Source organism: Bacillus sp. JZ34, assembly GCF_053903205.1.
Window position 1 is genome coordinate 917,284 of record NZ_CP096403.1, and the last position, 15,052, is coordinate 932,335.

Annotated in this window: 18 protein-coding genes and 1 pseudogene; 14 read left to right on the plus strand and 5 right to left on the minus strand. The window is 44.8% G+C overall.

What is annotated here, in order from left to right; genetic code table 11:
- The first annotated feature begins 74 nt into the window (after nt 1-74).
- Nucleotides 75-2,036, plus strand: coding sequence for a prolyl oligopeptidase family serine peptidase (locus tag M1D90_RS04510; RefSeq protein WP_456283167.1), 1,962 nt, complete (start codon nt 75-77; stop codon nt 2,034-2,036).
- A gap of 41 nt (nt 2,037-2,077) precedes the next feature.
- On the opposite strand, the pseudogene M1D90_RS04515 reads toward M1D90_RS04510, so the two are convergent.
- Nucleotides 2,078-2,376 (minus strand): annotated as a pseudogene (locus M1D90_RS04515) (NifU family protein).
- A gap of 134 nt (nt 2,377-2,510) precedes the next feature.
- Here M1D90_RS04515 and M1D90_RS04520 point away from each other — a divergent pair.
- Both M1D90_RS04520 and M1D90_RS04525 read left to right on the plus strand, forming a co-directional pair.
- Complete coding sequence (locus M1D90_RS04520; protein WP_003184955.1) at nt 2,511-2,837, plus strand: YuzD family protein; 327 nt, start codon at nt 2,511-2,513, stop codon at nt 2,835-2,837.
- Between the two features lie 113 nt (nt 2,838-2,950).
- Nucleotides 2,951-3,217, plus strand: coding sequence for a hypothetical protein (locus tag M1D90_RS04525; protein ID WP_023856183.1), 267 nt, complete (start codon nt 2,951-2,953; stop codon nt 3,215-3,217).
- A gap of 19 nt (nt 3,218-3,236) precedes the next feature.
- On the opposite strand, the gene M1D90_RS04530 is transcribed toward M1D90_RS04525, so the two are convergent.
- Nucleotides 3,237-3,737 carry a phenolic acid decarboxylase gene (locus M1D90_RS04530; protein WP_009329528.1) on the minus strand — a complete coding sequence of 167 codons (501 nt, stop codon included), beginning with the start codon at nt 3,735-3,737 and terminating at the stop codon, nt 3,237-3,239.
- A gap of 275 nt (nt 3,738-4,012) precedes the next feature.
- Here M1D90_RS04530 and M1D90_RS04535 point away from each other — a divergent pair, with 275 nt between their 5' ends.
- From M1D90_RS04535 to M1D90_RS04550, 4 genes are all read left to right on the plus strand, one after another.
- Complete coding sequence (locus tag M1D90_RS04535) at nt 4,013-5,119, plus strand: Rap family tetratricopeptide repeat protein (protein ID WP_020452833.1); 1,107 nt, start codon at nt 4,013-4,015, stop codon at nt 5,117-5,119.
- 5 nt (nt 5,120-5,124) lie between these two features.
- Nucleotides 5,125-5,322, plus strand: a complete 198-nt coding sequence (locus M1D90_RS04540) for a hypothetical protein (protein WP_154495611.1) — start codon at nt 5,125-5,127, stop codon at nt 5,320-5,322.
- 87 nt (nt 5,323-5,409) lie between these two features.
- Nucleotides 5,410-6,003, plus strand: coding sequence for a dienelactone hydrolase family protein (locus M1D90_RS04545; RefSeq protein ID WP_456283168.1), 594 nt, complete (start codon nt 5,410-5,412; stop codon nt 6,001-6,003).
- Between the two features lie 196 nt (nt 6,004-6,199).
- Nucleotides 6,200-6,571 carry an iron chaperone gene (locus M1D90_RS04550; RefSeq protein ID WP_048350786.1) on the plus strand — a complete coding sequence of 124 codons (372 nt, stop codon included), beginning with the start codon at nt 6,200-6,202 and terminating at the stop codon, nt 6,569-6,571.
- Between the two features lie 80 nt (nt 6,572-6,651).
- Here the strand turns inward: M1D90_RS04550 and M1D90_RS04555 are convergent, their stop codons facing one another.
- Entirely contained in the window at nt 6,652-7,719 is a 1,068-nt protein-coding gene (locus tag M1D90_RS04555; RefSeq protein WP_020452828.1) for an NAD(P)/FAD-dependent oxidoreductase, read from the minus strand.
- 271 nt (nt 7,720-7,990) lie between these two features.
- Here M1D90_RS04555 and M1D90_RS04560 point away from each other — a divergent pair, with 271 nt between their 5' ends.
- The 5 genes from M1D90_RS04560 (at nt 7,991) to M1D90_RS04580 (ending at nt 11,606) form a co-directional block, all read left to right on the plus strand.
- Complete coding sequence (locus M1D90_RS04560; RefSeq protein WP_003184941.1) at nt 7,991-8,227, plus strand: YuzB family protein; 237 nt, start codon at nt 7,991-7,993, stop codon at nt 8,225-8,227.
- 156 nt (nt 8,228-8,383) lie between these two features.
- Entirely contained in the window at nt 8,384-9,601 is a 1,218-nt protein-coding gene (locus tag M1D90_RS04565) for a NupC/NupG family nucleoside CNT transporter (protein ID WP_020452827.1), read from the plus strand.
- A gap of 126 nt (nt 9,602-9,727) precedes the next feature.
- Complete coding sequence (gene dapF, locus M1D90_RS04570; protein ID WP_080131491.1) at nt 9,728-10,585, plus strand: diaminopimelate epimerase; 858 nt, start codon at nt 9,728-9,730, stop codon at nt 10,583-10,585.
- 73 nt (nt 10,586-10,658) lie between these two features.
- A complete protein-coding gene (locus tag M1D90_RS04575) occupies nt 10,659-11,024 on the plus strand; it encodes a HesB/IscA family protein (RefSeq protein WP_020452825.1) in 366 nt (121 codons plus the stop codon).
- 102 nt (nt 11,025-11,126) lie between these two features.
- Nucleotides 11,127-11,606: a GNAT family N-acetyltransferase gene (locus M1D90_RS04580; protein ID WP_025809776.1), complete on the plus strand. Its 480-nt coding sequence runs from the start codon at nt 11,127-11,129 to the stop codon at nt 11,604-11,606.
- Between the two features lie 104 nt (nt 11,607-11,710).
- On the opposite strand, the gene M1D90_RS04585 is transcribed toward M1D90_RS04580, so the two are convergent.
- Nucleotides 11,711-11,935 carry a cold-shock protein gene (locus M1D90_RS04585; protein ID WP_020452823.1) on the minus strand — a complete coding sequence of 75 codons (225 nt, stop codon included), beginning with the start codon at nt 11,933-11,935 and terminating at the stop codon, nt 11,711-11,713.
- A gap of 142 nt (nt 11,936-12,077) precedes the next feature.
- Between M1D90_RS04585 and M1D90_RS04590 the strand changes: the two genes are divergently transcribed.
- On the plus strand, nt 12,078-12,278 hold the full coding sequence (locus M1D90_RS04590) for a hypothetical protein (protein WP_020452822.1): 201 nt from the start codon (nt 12,078-12,080) through the stop codon (nt 12,276-12,278).
- 34 nt (nt 12,279-12,312) lie between these two features.
- On the opposite strand, the gene yumC is transcribed toward M1D90_RS04590, so the two are convergent.
- The gene (gene yumC / locus M1D90_RS04595; protein ID WP_035337619.1) at nt 12,313-13,311 is read right to left on the minus strand and encodes a ferredoxin--NADP reductase 2; all 999 of its coding nucleotides are present in this window, start codon (nt 13,309-13,311) and stop codon (nt 12,313-12,315) included.
- Between the two features lie 357 nt (nt 13,312-13,668).
- Here yumC and M1D90_RS04600 point away from each other — a divergent pair, with 357 nt between their 5' ends.
- Nucleotides 13,669-14,886, plus strand: coding sequence for an NAD(P)/FAD-dependent oxidoreductase (locus tag M1D90_RS04600; RefSeq protein WP_026580067.1), 1,218 nt, complete (start codon nt 13,669-13,671; stop codon nt 14,884-14,886).
- Nucleotides 14,887-15,052 lie beyond the last annotated feature (166 nt).

Below are 15,052 nucleotides of genomic sequence, written 5' to 3' on the forward strand. Positions count from 1 at the left end.
TTGCCTTCAAAACAAGGAGTTTTATTTAGAAAGTCGAAATAGTATGACAAACATATAGAGGAGGAGAAACGAACATGAAGCAGCTGATAACCGAAAAAGACCTCATCAAGCTTGTATCCATTACCGACCCGCAGTACTCGCCTGACGGTGCAAAAATCGCCTACGTACAAACAAAAGTAAACGAAAAACAGGACTCTTATGATTCGCATATCATGGTCTACGATCGCAAACAACAAGCGTCAGTACAATGGACGTTTGGAAAAGGAAGAAACCAGCATCCGCGCTGGTCGCCCGACGGCAAATCCCTTGCATTTACGTCTAATCGCGAGGAAACCACACAACTTTACGTAATAAGCGCCGCCGGAGGAGAAGCGAGAAAAGTGACCGATATTCCCTATGATGTATCACAGCCTGAATGGTCGCCTGACGGCAAGTCATTGCTTTGTTCAGTGAGGCTGACGAAAGAGGAAAGCGTCGACGATGAGAAAAAGACGGAGATTGAAGATCACGAACCGCTGGAAGTCGATTCTTTGTCGTATAAATTAGACGGCCAAGGGTTTAAAAGGGGAAAGTATACGCAGCTTGTCCTCGTTCAAGTGGAAACCGGGGAGATAAAACAGCTGACCGATCTAGAACGCGACCATTTCAGCCACGCATTTTCACCGTGCGGAGACAGGATTGCATTTTGTGCCAATCAGACGGATATGCGTGTGAACGATGTCTATTTGATGAACCTTTCGACAGGTGATTTGAAGCGCCTTACAGGTCAAAACGGCGTTTTTTCTTCACTATCGTTTTCTCCTGACGGCAAACACCTTGCATTCATCGGAAACGAAAAGGAATTTCAAAACGCCACGCTTGATAAAGCATGGCTGTATAATATCGAAACAGGAAAACTAACGTGTCTGACGGAAATGCTTGATGTCCATCTCAGCGATGCAGTGGCAGGGGACAGCCTTGTCGGAGGCGTTCTTCCGAAACCGGCCTGGACCAAAGACGGAAACGGCTTTTATGTCATTGGATCTGACCAAGGTTCGACAGGCATTTACTACATATCAATCGAAGGTCTTGCTTATCCGGTCCGGTTGGAAAAAGAGCATCTGAACGGATTCAGCCTGCATCCGGATGAAAAAAGTTTTGCGGCATCGATAGCTCTGCCTGTCCGGCCGAGCGAACTTTACCATCTCCCATTGGGTGAAGAAACAGCGGAGCGATTAACAGATGCCAACCAAGCGTTTACGGAAGAGCATATTATATCAGAACCGGAGGAGCTTCAATTTCAGACAGCGGACGGTTTGACAATTCACGGTTGGCTGATAAAGCCTGCTCAATATGAAAAAGGAAACACGTATCCGCTCATTCTGGAAGTGCACGGCGGTCCTCACGCCATGTATGCGAATGCTTATTTTCACGAATTTCAAGTGCTTGCCGCAAAGGGAAGCGCCGTTGTATATGTCAATCCGCGGGGAAGCCACGGCTACGGACAGGATTTTGTCAACCGGGTGAGAGGCGACTACGGCGGGGGAGATTTTAAAGATGTAATGGCAGCTGTTGACCACGCGCTGGGACAATATGATTTCATCGATCAAGAAAGGCTCGGAATCACAGGAGGAAGCTACGGCGGCTTTATGACAAACTGGGCTGTCGGCCACACGAATCGCTTTAAGGCCGCGGTGACGCAGAGGTCCATTTCCAATTGGATCAGTTTTTACGGGGTAAGCGACATCGGCTATTTTTTCACAGACTGGCAGATCGGAGCGGACCTTTTTGAAAATCCCGGCAAACTGTGGGAGCATTCGCCGCTCAAATATGCGGACAAGGTGGAGACTTCTCTTCTCATCCTCCATGGCGAACGGGACGACAGGTGCCCGATTGAACAGGCGGAGCAGCTGTTTACGGCATTGAAAAAAATGGGGAAAGAAGTAAAACTCGTCAGATTCCCGAATGCGTCGCACGATTTATCAAGAAGCGGGCATCCGAAGCAGCGGATCAGACGGCTTGAGTATATTGCCGGCTGGTTTGAAGATTATCTATAAAAAAAGAAAAGGCTGCCGTAATGAACGGCAGCCGCCTCAAATTAAAATACTTGTTCAACTTCAATGACGCCCGGAACTTCTTCTAAAAGGGCGCGCTCAATTCCAGCTTTAAGGGTGATCGTGGAACTTGGGCAGCTTCCGCATGCGCCGAGCAGGCGAAGCTTGACGATGCCATCTTCAACATCGACGAGTTCACAGTCACCGCCGTCGCGGAGTAGAAATGGACGAAGTTTGTCCAGCACTTCCTGTACTTGTTCTTTCATTTCGACCTCTGTCGTCATTCGTATCGCTCCTTTCAAATCATACAACCATTATATTCAGTCGAACAATAAAAAGCTATTGTTTGGTTTCAATCGTTTTCCCACATATTATATCATATTTGCCGGCAAAGACAAAAAGCGATTTTCATTTCAATATGGAGCGAAAGGACAAAATAGAATAAAATAAAAGACAAAGAGAAAGGAGCTGCCGCTGATGAAAAAACAAGCCGAGCTTTTTGTTTACGGTGCCGACGTTCTTTGTCCAAGCTGTGTCAACCTTCCGTCATCAAAAGAAACGTATGAGTGGCTCGAAGCCGCCCTGAAAAGAAAATATCCCGACCAGCCTTTCTCGATCACGTACATTGATATCCATCAGCCGCCGGAAAACGATCCTGAAAAACAGGAAATCTCCGAAAAAATCCTGAACGACGAATATTTTTATCCGCTCGTCATGGTCGGTGATCAAGTGGTCGGCGAAGGAAATCCGAAGCTGAAAGACGTGTATAAAGAAATGGAAAAGCAAGGTTATAAGCCTGCATGATAAACAGCAAGGGACAGATCTGTCCCTTGCTGTTTTATTTTTTATGATTGTACTTTTCTTAAAGCGGACAGACTAACTACCAGCCGAATCGTCAATAAGGAGGGATAGCCAGCATGTCCAGCATTGAGGGTCAAATCATGTCAGGCGATTTTGATGACGAAATGAATGTTTTTTCGTTAAAGAAAATCAAGCAGTTTCAAACGCAGACCAGCTTGAAAGAAAACCAGCTCAGGGCTTTGCAGCAGTATTTAAGGCAGCATGAGCATGACGAGGGAGGACAGATCATCACCCTTTACGATCAAATGCTTGTCCCTTTATCGCAAGACGATATTAAAGCCTTGCTGCATGACTTAACAAAAGTCCAGTCATTATATCATTAATGAAAAGCCCTTTTCCCATTTATACTCGTTTTCCGGCTCTGATGTCATCCGTCATTCCGGGATAAGGGGCTTTTGAAATCAGATCTTCATTATCGATTCCGGCATTTTCAATGAATGTGATATCGGCGAATTCCGGTACGACATATTTTGGATACGTCTCATATTTTTCGCGCGATTCTTCCATTAAGTCGATGTGGTCATTTTGATAGCAGACTGTGATATCAGGGCGTTCATGAACCCATTTAGGGAAGAAGATGATGCCGTGCATCCGCTTTTCATTGGGCATGAAATTCAAGGAAACGTCAGTCCCTGTCGGTTCTGTCCATGATACTTTATAGACGCCTTCAGTCAGCTTGACGATATCGGCTTTTTGATCGCGAACCCAGCGTCCCCCGACCATTCCGCTGTGAATGCGGTAATCAATGGTATGGTCATTTTTAATGTAGATTTCATATTCCCATCCGTTTTCATACGTATAGATCATATGGCTTCCGACAAACTCTTTGACATCTTGATTCATATGAACCGCTCCTTATTTGTTTATTGTAAAATCGAACATGTTGATATTTACATATATAATTATAAAATGTCATCAAAAACAATGTCAAACGAAAATACTTTCTGAGAGATTTGCAACAATACAGAAAATGGTTACGATTGATGTCAGAATTTTGAGTTATTTTAGGAAATTAAGCCAATATTTAGAAAAGTGATTGTCAAAAAATAAGCGATTCTGTAAAATGAAAAACAACCCATAAAAAGGAAGAGACATGGGAGGAAAGGAAGGATAAACGATTGAAGACAAAAATTGCTTATGAGGAAGTCGCGGGAATGCTTAATCAATGGTATGTCATGATCAAGCGCCATGAAGTGGCACAAGCGGTCTCGATTAAATACGACATTGAGCACCGGCTGCCGAATATGGAAGAAAATCAAGATCTGCTTCTTTATTTTAATCTTTTAGACTATCGGCACAAACTGCTGACAGAAGAGTTTGCAGCTTCCACCAAATTGTTCGAAGATATTCAGGAGCAAAAAGCAGATATGCAAAGCACAGATGACATGATCGAATATTATTATTTCTTTTTCGCAGGCATGTACGAATTTCATAAAAAGGATTATACAAATGCCATCAATTATTATAAACTAGCCGAAGAAAAGCTCAGAACAATCCCCGATCAAATCGAAATCGCCGAATTCCATTACAAACTGGCTATCGCCTACTATCAAATCAAACAGAATTTCCTCTCCTTAAACCATGCAAAAACAGCTCTAAAAACCTTCAAAACACATGATGACTATATTCAAAAAGCGATCAGCAACGATATGCTGATCGGAGCAAATAAACTCGATTTATTTCGTTTTGATGAAGCCGAACAGCATTACAAGCAAGCCCTAAAAGACGCGGCACTGATCAAGCACCACGTTCTCCTCGGCATGGCTCACCACAACTTAGGATTGAGCTATGTCAATCGCAATCTCCTCACCTTGGCCGAACATCATTTCAAAGAAGCGCTGCTTATCAAAGAGCATGAAGAATCGGTTTACGGCATCCACTCCATGTTTGAACTGACACATGTGCTATACAAATCAAATGTTGTCAAAGAAGCCCGCAAATTGTATGAAAAAGGATTTTTCCGCGCGGAAAAAGCAGGAGAAAGGGAATATTTGTCGAAATTTAAACTTATTCATGCTCTGTATGATGAACAGGATCCACTTACGGTTGAACATGCTTTAGAATATCTTAAAACGATCAATCTCTGGACGGATGTAGCGGAATTAACATTTGATATCGCACTTTACTATAAAGAAAATGGAGATGCAGACAAAGCTGCCGAATATTTTGAAGAATCTCATCATGCAAGAGACCAAATTCTTAAAAGAACGGAGGAGCTAAAGTGAAAAAGATGATTGCCGTTGCGTTGACTGCCGTCTTTGCCAGCCTTGTCGTTTTAAGTTTTTCGTCTCAGCCGAAGGGAAATGCCGAGTTTGCCGGTCGCGCCATTTTTCTTGACGATAAGCCGGCCCAGCTGATGGCGGGCAGAGCGATTTTTCTCGACAGCTTTGATGGTAAAGCGCCTGCAGCTTTGCAAAAGACTGCATAACCTGATTTGTTGCCGTACAAGCTGTTAAACTGGCGCCGAAGGCGGCGCCCTTTTTTTATGCAGCAATGAGAGACAAGGAGTCAGAACATGATACATATTCAAAATAAATCCGATACAGCTGTTATCGTGCTGCACGAAATATACGGGATTAACCGGCACATGCACGATGTTTGCCAATTGATAGCTGAGCAGGGCTTTGATGTTATTTGCCCCAATTTGTTAAATCGGAATCAGCCGTTTGAATACGCTGAGGAAAAAGCGGCTTATCTTTTTTTTATGGAAAACGTCGGTTTCCCCGGTCTTTTGCGCAAAATAAATACAATCATATCCAAGCTGGATCGTCAATATCGCAAGATCATCTTACTCGGGTTCAGCGTCGGAGCAACCGCTGCCTGGCTTTGCAGCGAAGATGAGCGTGTCAATGGGATCGCCGGATACTACGGCTCCCGGATAAGAGACTATCTGAACATATCGCCTTCATGTCCGGCACTGCTTTTTTTCCCGGAAAAAGAGCAGTCCTTTGACGTTGCCGCGTGTATATCCCAATTGGAATCAAAGAATGTCAAAACGGTGAAGCTGAAGGGTGAGCATGGATTTAGCGACCCGTATTCCGTAAAATACAACCGGCAGTCCTCGCAAATTGCTTATGAAACGATGATGGAGTTTTTAATAGCTTTATAAAAAGCGGACAGGCATGGAAACGCTATAATAGGTATGACGCTCAATTCAAGAAAGCTCGCCGATGACAAGGGGGCTTTTTTGAGTAGAATCTTATCTGTGGGAATTCGAATGAAGCTGTTCCAAGGATAGACTTATTACAAAGGGTTCATTTGCGAAACAAAGTTCTAGCATCATTTTAATTTTAGGAGGGAGCAACATGGAAGCTTTTGCAGAATATTTAGAAGGAATTGATCACCCGGAACATCGAGCCCGGATGGAGGAAGTGTTGAATTGGACAGCGGAGACATTTCCAAATTTAACGCCGAAAATCGCCTGGAATCAGCCTATGTTTACCGATCACGGCACTTTTATTATCGGTTTCAGCACAGCGAAACATCACCTGGCTGTTGCCCCTGAAAGCGCGGGAATTGATCGTTTTTCTGAAGAAATCGTGCAGGCCGGCTATGATCATACGAAGCAGCTTGTCCGTTTCCCGTGGGATCGTCCGCTTGATTTCTCATTACTTAAAAAAATGATCGAGTTTAATCTTGCGGATAAGGCGGACTGTTCAACTTTTTGGCGGAAATAAAAAAACGCAAAAATAAGGGCGTACTCTCATTGAAGGCGAGAGAGCGCCCTAATTAAAAAACGCTAAGGTTTCGAGCAATCTTATCCGTTATGATGCTTATACATCCAAAGCAAGCCCGATTTCAGCAGGCGAGGCACTCTGCCGATCAACGGCCGTTCGGCAACTAAACCGAAGCCGGCTTTTTTGCCGAGTGAACCGAGCACGCCTTTCAGCTTGAATTTCGGCATCGCTTCAGGAAGAGGTTCGCCTTTCCAGCGCAGTTCAAGCACTTGGACGATTTGTTCCGCCTGAGCTTCGGCCAGCTGTGCGCTCGGCGCGTGAGGCAGGCTTGCGCAGTCGCCGACAACATACACGTGTTCGTCTCCCGGCAGGTTATGGTGCGGCGTCAGGACGACGCGCCCTTGCGGATCTTTTTCCACATCGAGATCCCGAACGATTTGGTTCGGCTGTATCCCCGCTGTCCAGACGATGGCGTCAGCTTGTATCGGATCGTCATGATTGTAGACGATGCCTTCTTCCACCTTTGTGATGTTGGCGCAATTGATAATCTTGACGCCGTGCTCTTCAAACCAGCTTTGAACATATTTGCTCAAACGCTTCGGGAAGCTCGACAAAATTAATTCTCCACGGTCAAAAAGGACGATGTTCAAATCTTTTCGGCTTTCTCTCAGCTCGCTCGCAAGCTCAACGCCGCTCAGTCCTGCCCCGACGATCGCAACGGTGGCTTCCGCATTTAAGTTGTTGAGCGCCTGATAAGTGCTGCGTGATTGATCAATTGTCTGAATGCTGTAGGTATGTTCAGGCGCGCCGGGAACGTTGTGATATTTATCTTCACAGCCCAGCCCGATGACGGCGTCATCATAAGATATCGGCTCCCTGTCATGAAACAAAACTTTTTTTCCTTCCAAATCAACAGACGAAATCGTCCCGTATTCAATCTTTAACTTCGGGTGATCCGGGAAGGACACTCTGATATGATGATCGGAAATCGTCCCCGCAGCCAGTGCGTAGTACTCCGTTTTCAAACAATGGTAAGGGTTTTTGTCGATTAAAGTGATCATCACATCATCTGGCAGCTGGTTAGGCAGCAAACGATGAATGATCCGCATATTTCCGTACCCGCCGCCGAGCAAGACTAAATTTCTCATTGGTAATTCCCCTTTTCCCCTCAGATTAAGAAACTAACCTTTTTCATTGCAAAATTAAAAAACTATGTAAATACCCTCTAGAATTATATCTAATTTGATGTAAAATCACAATATTTCTCGGGAAAATAACCTACATATCCGCCTTGAATCGATAATTAGTAAAACCCTTTAAGGTATTAATATGTTACAAAAGCTTTATTCCTCAGCCTAAAACTTTGACTATTGAAACGTAAATAGGGTACGATAAAAAAGCGATGTGAGGTGAAATAAAGTGTTTCCAATCGTTGAGTTTTGCGTCAGCAATCTTGCCCAAGGTTCTCAGGAAGCAAAAGAAATATTGGAGAAAGATCCGAATCTGGACGTCGTCGAATACGGCTGCCTGAGTTACTGCGGACAATGCATGCAGACCATGTATGCTCTTGTAAACGGAGAAATGGTGACAGCGAATAATCCGGCTGAATTGGTCGAAAATATATACAAGTTCATTGATGAAAATGAACTTATTTAAAAACGGGGTCATCTTGGTGATCTCGTTTTTTCATGCAAAGCCTTTGTTTGAAAGGGTTTACATAAAAAGAGAAAAAATTCTTAAAAATTTTTGTGGACAGGCCAATCATTAATTGTTATCTTAATAAAAGTTTAAAAAATAATAAGAGGTGTGGTCATGAACATTTTATGGGGACTTCTTGGTATTCTGGCGATTTTCGCGATTGCTTTTCTGCTTTCTGAGCACAAGAGTAAAATTAACATAAGAACGATTTTAATCGGTTTGGCGATGCAGCTCCTGTTCGGATTCATCGTTCTCAAATGGGAAATGGGGCGGGAAGTGTTTCTTTCGTTTACGAAAGCCGTTCAGCATCTCGTCAATTATGCGAATGAAGGAATCAGCTTTCTCTTCGGGCCTCTCTTGCAAGTAGGCGACAGCGCTGCCTTCGCTTTAAGCGTTCTTCCTGTTATCATCTTCTTTTCATCGCTGATTGCGGTTCTTTACCACTTACGGATCATGCAAGTCATCATCCGCTTTATCGGCGGCGGATTGGCAAAACTGCTCGGAACAAGCAAAACGGAATCTCTTTCTGCAGCTGCCAATATCTTTGTCGGACAAACTGAGGCGCCGCTTGTGATTAAGCCGTTTATTGCAAACTTAACAAAGTCGGAGCTGTTTGCCGTTATGACAGGCGGACTCGCATCAGTGGCCGGTTCTGTTTTGTTCGGTTACGCCCTTCTTGGGGTTCCTCTCGAATATTTGCTTGCAGCGAGCTTTATGGCTGCACCTGCGGGCTTGATTATGGCAAAAATGCTTATTCCCGAAACTGAAAAATCGAAAATTGAAGAAAAAGATATTCAAATGGCTGAAGACGAAGACGCAGCAAATGTCATCGATGCCGCTGCAAAAGGGGCATCAACAGGTCTTTCTCTTGCTTTGAATGTCGGTGCGATGCTCCTTGCATTTGTTGCTTTGATTGCCGTTTTAAACGGAATTCTTGGAGGAATCGGCGGATGGTTCGGTTTTAAAGACCTTTCGCTTGAATTCATTCTCGGCTATGTATTTGCACCTCTCGCCTTTGTCATCGGCGTCCCTTGGGATGAAGCAGTTCAGGCCGGAAGCTTTATCGGTCAAAAGCTCGTGCTGAATGAATTTGTCGCTTATTCCAATTTTGCTCCGATGTTTGATCAGCTTTCCGTCAAAACCGCTTCGATTATCAGCTTTGCGCTGTGCGGTTTCGCAAACCTGTCTTCTGTGGCGATTTTGCTCGGAGGATTGGGAGGAATGGCGCCGAACCGCCGTTCCGATATCGCCCGTCTCGGCTTGAAAGCCGTTGCTGCCGGAACATTGGCCAACCTTACAAGCGCGGCGATCGCCGGTATGTTTATCGGATAACATGATAAAAGCTCCCTGCATATGAACGCAGGGAGCTTTTATGTATGAAAAACGGGGGATAGCCATATTGTATCCATCCCTTTCAGCTTTTATACTAGAAGAAAGTAAAAAAATGTGGAGGCGGCTATGAATTCTTTTCGTTTTACTAAAATGCACGGCTTAGGAAACAGCTATATATACGTCAATCAGTTTGAAGAACATCTCCCTGAGGAGCTGTTGTCAGATTTGGCCGTCAAAGTGTCTTCCGTTTACACCGGAATCGGTTCAGACGGAATGATACTCATCTGTCCTTCAGATCAAGCGCCGGTTAAAATGAGGATTTTCAACAGCGACGGATCTGAAGGCAAAAACTGCGGAAACGGTTTGCGCTGCGTTGCAAAATACGCGTATGAACATAAACTGGTGAAGGAAACATCCTTTTTAATTGAAACTCTTTCAGGCTTGGTAAAGGCTGAGATTGAAGTGAAGGAAGGAAAAGTTGTATCGGCTACAGTCGATATGGGTGAACCGCGTCTTCTCAAATCAGATATGCCAATGGGCGGTGAACAGGGGTCGGAGACGATCAATGAAAAGATGATATTCGGCGGCCGGGAAATGAAAGGTACCGCTGTATCCATGGGCAATCCCCACATCGTCTTTTATTTAGACGATATTGAAAAAGCGCCGCTTACGTCGATGGGACCGCTCATTGAAAAAGATGAAAGGTTTCCGGAAGGGGTTAACGTAGAATTTGTTGAAGTCGAAAACGACAAAGAACTCCATTTCCGTGTATGGGAAAGGGGTTCAGGAATTACCCAGGCATGCGGAACGGGCGCCTGCGCAGCCGCAGTGAGTTCGATACTCAACGGCTATTCCAAACGAGACACGGACATTATCGTCCATCTCGCCGGCGGCGATCTGATCATTAATTGGAAAAATGACGGTCGTGTCATGATGACAGGACCCGCTGAAACGGTATGTGAAGGCGAGTTTTTTATATCATGAGTCGGTCCGTTTGAGAAATCGGACGTGCGACTTTATAATAAAGTACACATGAGCTTTTAGGAGGTGTGATGTTATGAGCGAAAAAACAGTTACGGTCACGGAAGCGGCTGCTCTTCATATCAAGGATATGATGAAAGAGCATGAAGAGGAGAACGCATTCTTGAGAATCGGAGTAAAAGGCGGCGGATGCAGCGGTCTGTCATACGGCATGGGTTTTGAACACGAAAAAAACGAAGACGACAATGAATTCGTCCAGCATGGAATCACAGTGCTTGTAGATCAAGAAAGCCTGGATATTATGAACGGTACGGTCATTGATTTTAAACAATCGATGATGGGCGGAGGCTTCACCATCGATAATCCAAATGCCATCGCTTCATGCGGCTGCGGATCATCATTCAGAACCGCAGTGAATGCAGGGAAGCCTGAAGAGTGCTGACATATTGGCATCAGGTCAACGATATGGAATGAGAAAAACGCCTTTCATTGCGATGCATCATCGTGACGAAAAGGCGTTTTATTATGATCTGGGGGGAAAGAAATGAAACTCGTATCAACGCTCGGCTTGTCAAAAGCGGACGTTACCGCGTTTTTTCATAAGCATTGGGGAAGTCCGGACATGGTCAATTCACACGGAACATTCCGCTGCGATGAATTGGAAGGATTCGCTGTGACAGATGAAAAAGGCGATATAAAAGGCCTGATTACGTACTTCATCGCCGGAAACGAATGTGAAGTCGTCTCCTTGGACAGTATTGCCGAAAACAAAGGGATCGGCTCACTCCTTTTAAACGAAGTGGAACGTGCTGCAAAGCGAAAACAGTGTCAATCGATTAAACTGATCACGACGAACGATAATATGCGGGCGTTTATGTTTTATCAAAAGAGAGGCTATACAATGGCCGAGCTGTATGTAAACGCAGTTGAAGAAGCAAGAAAAGTAAAGCCTGAAATTCCCTTTACCGCTGATAACGGCATACCGATTCGGGATGAGATTCTTTTGGTAAAAGATTTAACATAATCTGTTTTCCGCTTCGCTCGGGAAATGCCGGAAGGAAGCAATGCAGCCACCCCGCTCAAGTGCTGAGCAAGGTTTTTGCAACGGGGCTTCCGGAACAATCGTGTTTATTTCTGGTTAAAGATTCGGTTGAGATTGCTCGTGTTGTTGGTGATTGAGGTGATATAGCGGCTTCCGCTTACCATTTCCTTGTTGCACAGAGGGCATAGAGGGCGATCGCTGCTCGTGAAATTTTTTCTCATCCATCCGTTGCAGTCCTCAGCGGTACATTCCCACGTACTGATATCTTCCTTTGGCAAAGGCTCTTGATTGCGATTGTTGTAGTAAGACATATCGTCACTTCCTAACAAGGGTTTTTTGGAGTTCATTTAAGAATATTTTGTGAATCTTAAGACATTCTATTCGTCAATTTGTTATTCTATACTGGACAGGTTTATTTAGAGTCCAAGCCCAGTAAAGAAAAGGGGTTCAACCATGGAAAAAATCAACTGCAGAAGCTGCGGCGGGCTTACGCCTTACGATTCAAAAGTCTGTGAAGCATGCGGCTGCGAAAAACCGCTTCCAAAAGCACAGAAAATTACGGACCGGATTGTCTTGACTGCGGCGGGAGTGGTCGGTATCTTAACGATTGTGCTGATTTTGGGAACGATCTTCTCATATTTGAATATCATATAATGAAAAGGAGCCGGTGTCAGGCTCCTTTTCATTTTTATTTGTTTTCAAACATGCTTGTAGAGTGCAGCGGCTGTACGCGCGCTTTAGGATCCATGTAAGCTTTTGCATTGTTGACAGCGGTCGGTGCTTCTCCAAATCCGCTGGCAATCAGCTTGACTTTTCCTTCGTATGTGCAGATGTCGCCGGCTGCATAGAATCCCTCGATGTTCGTTTCCATTGTGGACTTGACGACGATCGAATTTTTCTGGATTTCAAGCCCCCAGTTTTTGATTGGTCCGAGAGATGAAACAAAGCCGAAGTTGACGATCACATCGTCGACATCGATGATTTCTTTTCTCTCGCCTTTCACTTCCTCGATGACGATCTGTTCAATCCGCTCGGCGCCGATCAGTTCGGTCGGAACAAACGGTGTCAGCACATTGACTTTTGAATTGTGCAGGTTTTCGACGCTGTGTTCATGTGCGCGGAATTTATCGCGGCGATGAATAATTGACACCTCTTTAGCGATCGGTTCCAGCATGAGCGCCCAGTCGACGGCAGAGTCGCCGCCGCCCAACACCGCAACGCGTTTGCCCGCAAATTGATTCAGATCATCTATAAAGTAATGAAGGTTTGCATTCTCGTATTGAGCCGCAGATTCAAGCTCGAGCTTTCTCGGCTGGAATGCTCCGTTTCCGGCAGTAATAATCACCGTTTTAGAATAGTGGATTTCTTTGTTGGTGACGAGCTTGAAAATGCCGTCTGCTTGTTTTTCAACGCTTTCGACAGCTTGTTCCAGACAAACGGTCTGATCAAATTTCGCCATTTGCTCTTTCAAATTGTCGACCAGCTCCTGAGCGCGGATTTTAGGGAACCCGGCTACATCGTATATGTATTTTTCGGGATACAAAGCGGACAGCTGACCGCCTAGCTGCGGCAGGCTTTCGATAATTTTGACGCTCGCTTGCCGCATTCCGCCGTAAAATGCGGTAAACAAGCCGACAGGGCCGCCCCCGATAATTGTAATGTCATATACTTTTGAGTCTTCACGCATGAAAATAATGCCCCCTAAATGAAAATTGTTCTTAATTATATCATATCACATAAAATAAATACGAGCGCGTCTGTTTTTTTAAGATCGGAAAATATTACCGTCTGATCTAAAGTCTGCCGCCCGAGCATATTTAACCTTGAAAAAGCAAAAGCGAGCGGCTATGATGTAGTTGTGAACATTTTGTTAAAGATTCGTGAATATTTTTCGACGCACAGCCGAAAAACATTCCGTTGTTCGGCAAATTAAAGTGAAGGGTTTCACAAACTTTTTTTCATAAAAAGCCTGAAGCCGGCAGAAGATAACCCAAAGGCTATTTTTAATCCGGCTTAGCAGTAAAATACAGAAAAGGTGGATGTGATTCCGTTGAATAAGCCAAAAGTAGTAGTATTAGGTGCAGGTTATGGTGGATTAATGACCGTTACGAGACTTGTTAAAAAAATCGGCGTCAATGAAGCGGATGTTACGCTTGTCAACAAGCACAATTATCATTATGAGACAACCTGGATGCACGAAGCGAGCGCAGGTACACTTCATCATGACAGATGCCGCTATCAGATTAAAGACGTCATCAATACATCCCGTGTCAATTTCGTTCAGGATACGGTAAAGAAAATCGATAAAGAAGGAAAGAAAGTCGTCCTTGAAACCGGCGAGCTTAGTTACGACTATCTTGTCGTAGCGCTGGGGGCCGTCCCTGAAACTTTCGGAATTTCTGGATTGAAAGAGTATGCTTTCTCCATTTCAAACATCAACTCGTCCCGGCAGCTTCGCGAGCACATTGAATATCAGTTTGCGACGTATAACACAGAAGCCGAGAAGCGCCCGGAACGCCTGACGATCGTTGTCGGAGGAGCGGGTTTTACCGGCATTGAATTTTTGGGCGAATTGGGCAACCGCATTCCTGAGCTGTGCCGCGAATACGATATCGACCGTCAGCAGGTTCGTTTAATATGCGTGGAAGCCGCGCCGTCCGTTCTCCCGGGCTTTGATCCTGAGCTTGTCGATTATGCGGTCAACTACCTTGAAGGAAAAGGCGTTGAATTCAAAATCGGCACGGCTGTGAAAGAATGCACGCCTGACGGAATCATCTGTGGAAAAGACGATCAGACCGAAGAAATCAAAGCAGGCACTGTCGTATGGGCCGCAGGTGTCCGCGGCAACCCGATCATAGAAGAATCAGGCTTTGAAAACATGCGCGGCCGTGTGAAGGTAAAACCTGATCTGCGCGTTGAAGGCCATGATGATATATTTGTAATCGGAGACTGCTCGCTGATCATAAATGAAGAAACCGAAAGGCCTTATCCGCCGACTGCGCAGATTTCCATGCAGCAGGGCGAAACGTGCGCAAACAATTTGGCCGCACTGATTCACGGCAAAGAAACGGAAACGTTCTCATTCGATAATAAAGGCTCTGTCGCTTCTCTCGGCGAACATGATGCAATCGGCGTCGCATTCGGGAGAAAGATGACGGGAACGACGGCGTCCATGATGAAAAAAATTATCGACAACCGCTCGCTGTTCCTGATCGGCGGGCCGGGACTTGTTCTGAAAAAAGGAAAGTTTAAATTTTTCTAAGCGGAATCGAAGCCTGCAGCGGAAGCTGCGGGCTTTTTATTCGGGGTTAAAAACTTCAAAAACGAAAGAAAAAGGAAGAAAGCTTAGCTTTTAAGCGCTTACATCAAATGATCTGTTATATTTTCTGACTTTATTATTGACAATGTTCATGATATATTATCAGAAA

What these genes read in the sequence shown, in the direction of transcription:
- M1D90_RS04510 (WP_456283167.1), top strand. Translation starts at nt 75, where the DNA reads ATGAAGCAGCTGATAACCGAAAAAGACCTCATCAAGCTTGTATCCATT.
- M1D90_RS04520 (WP_003184955.1), top strand. Translation starts at nt 2,511, where the DNA reads ATGAAAAAACAAGCCGAGCTTTTTGTTTACGGTGCCGACGTTCTTTGT.
- M1D90_RS04525 (WP_023856183.1), top strand. Translation starts at nt 2,951, where the DNA reads ATGTCCAGCATTGAGGGTCAAATCATGTCAGGCGATTTTGATGACGAA.
- M1D90_RS04530 (WP_009329528.1), bottom strand. Translation starts at nt 3,737, where the DNA reads ATGAATCAAGATGTCAAAGAGTTTGTCGGAAGCCATATGATCTATACG.
- M1D90_RS04540 (WP_154495611.1), top strand. Translation starts at nt 5,125, where the DNA reads ATGATTGCCGTTGCGTTGACTGCCGTCTTTGCCAGCCTTGTCGTTTTA.
- M1D90_RS04545 (WP_456283168.1), top strand. Translation starts at nt 5,410, where the DNA reads ATGATACATATTCAAAATAAATCCGATACAGCTGTTATCGTGCTGCAC.
- M1D90_RS04550 (WP_048350786.1), top strand. Translation starts at nt 6,200, where the DNA reads ATGGAAGCTTTTGCAGAATATTTAGAAGGAATTGATCACCCGGAACAT.
- M1D90_RS04555 (WP_020452828.1), bottom strand. Translation starts at nt 7,719, where the DNA reads ATGAGAAATTTAGTCTTGCTCGGCGGCGGGTACGGAAATATGCGGATC.
- M1D90_RS04565 (WP_020452827.1), top strand. Translation starts at nt 8,384, where the DNA reads ATGAACATTTTATGGGGACTTCTTGGTATTCTGGCGATTTTCGCGATT.
- dapF (WP_080131491.1), top strand. Translation starts at nt 9,728, where the DNA reads ATGAATTCTTTTCGTTTTACTAAAATGCACGGCTTAGGAAACAGCTAT.
- M1D90_RS04575 (WP_020452825.1), top strand. Translation starts at nt 10,659, where the DNA reads ATGAGCGAAAAAACAGTTACGGTCACGGAAGCGGCTGCTCTTCATATC.
- M1D90_RS04580 (WP_025809776.1), top strand. Translation starts at nt 11,127, where the DNA reads ATGAAACTCGTATCAACGCTCGGCTTGTCAAAAGCGGACGTTACCGCG.
- M1D90_RS04585 (WP_020452823.1), bottom strand. Translation starts at nt 11,935, where the DNA reads ATGTCTTACTACAACAATCGCAATCAAGAGCCTTTGCCAAAGGAAGAT.
- M1D90_RS04590 (WP_020452822.1), top strand. Translation starts at nt 12,078, where the DNA reads ATGGAAAAAATCAACTGCAGAAGCTGCGGCGGGCTTACGCCTTACGAT.
- yumC (WP_035337619.1), bottom strand. Translation starts at nt 13,311, where the DNA reads ATGCGTGAAGACTCAAAAGTATATGACATTACAATTATCGGGGGCGGC.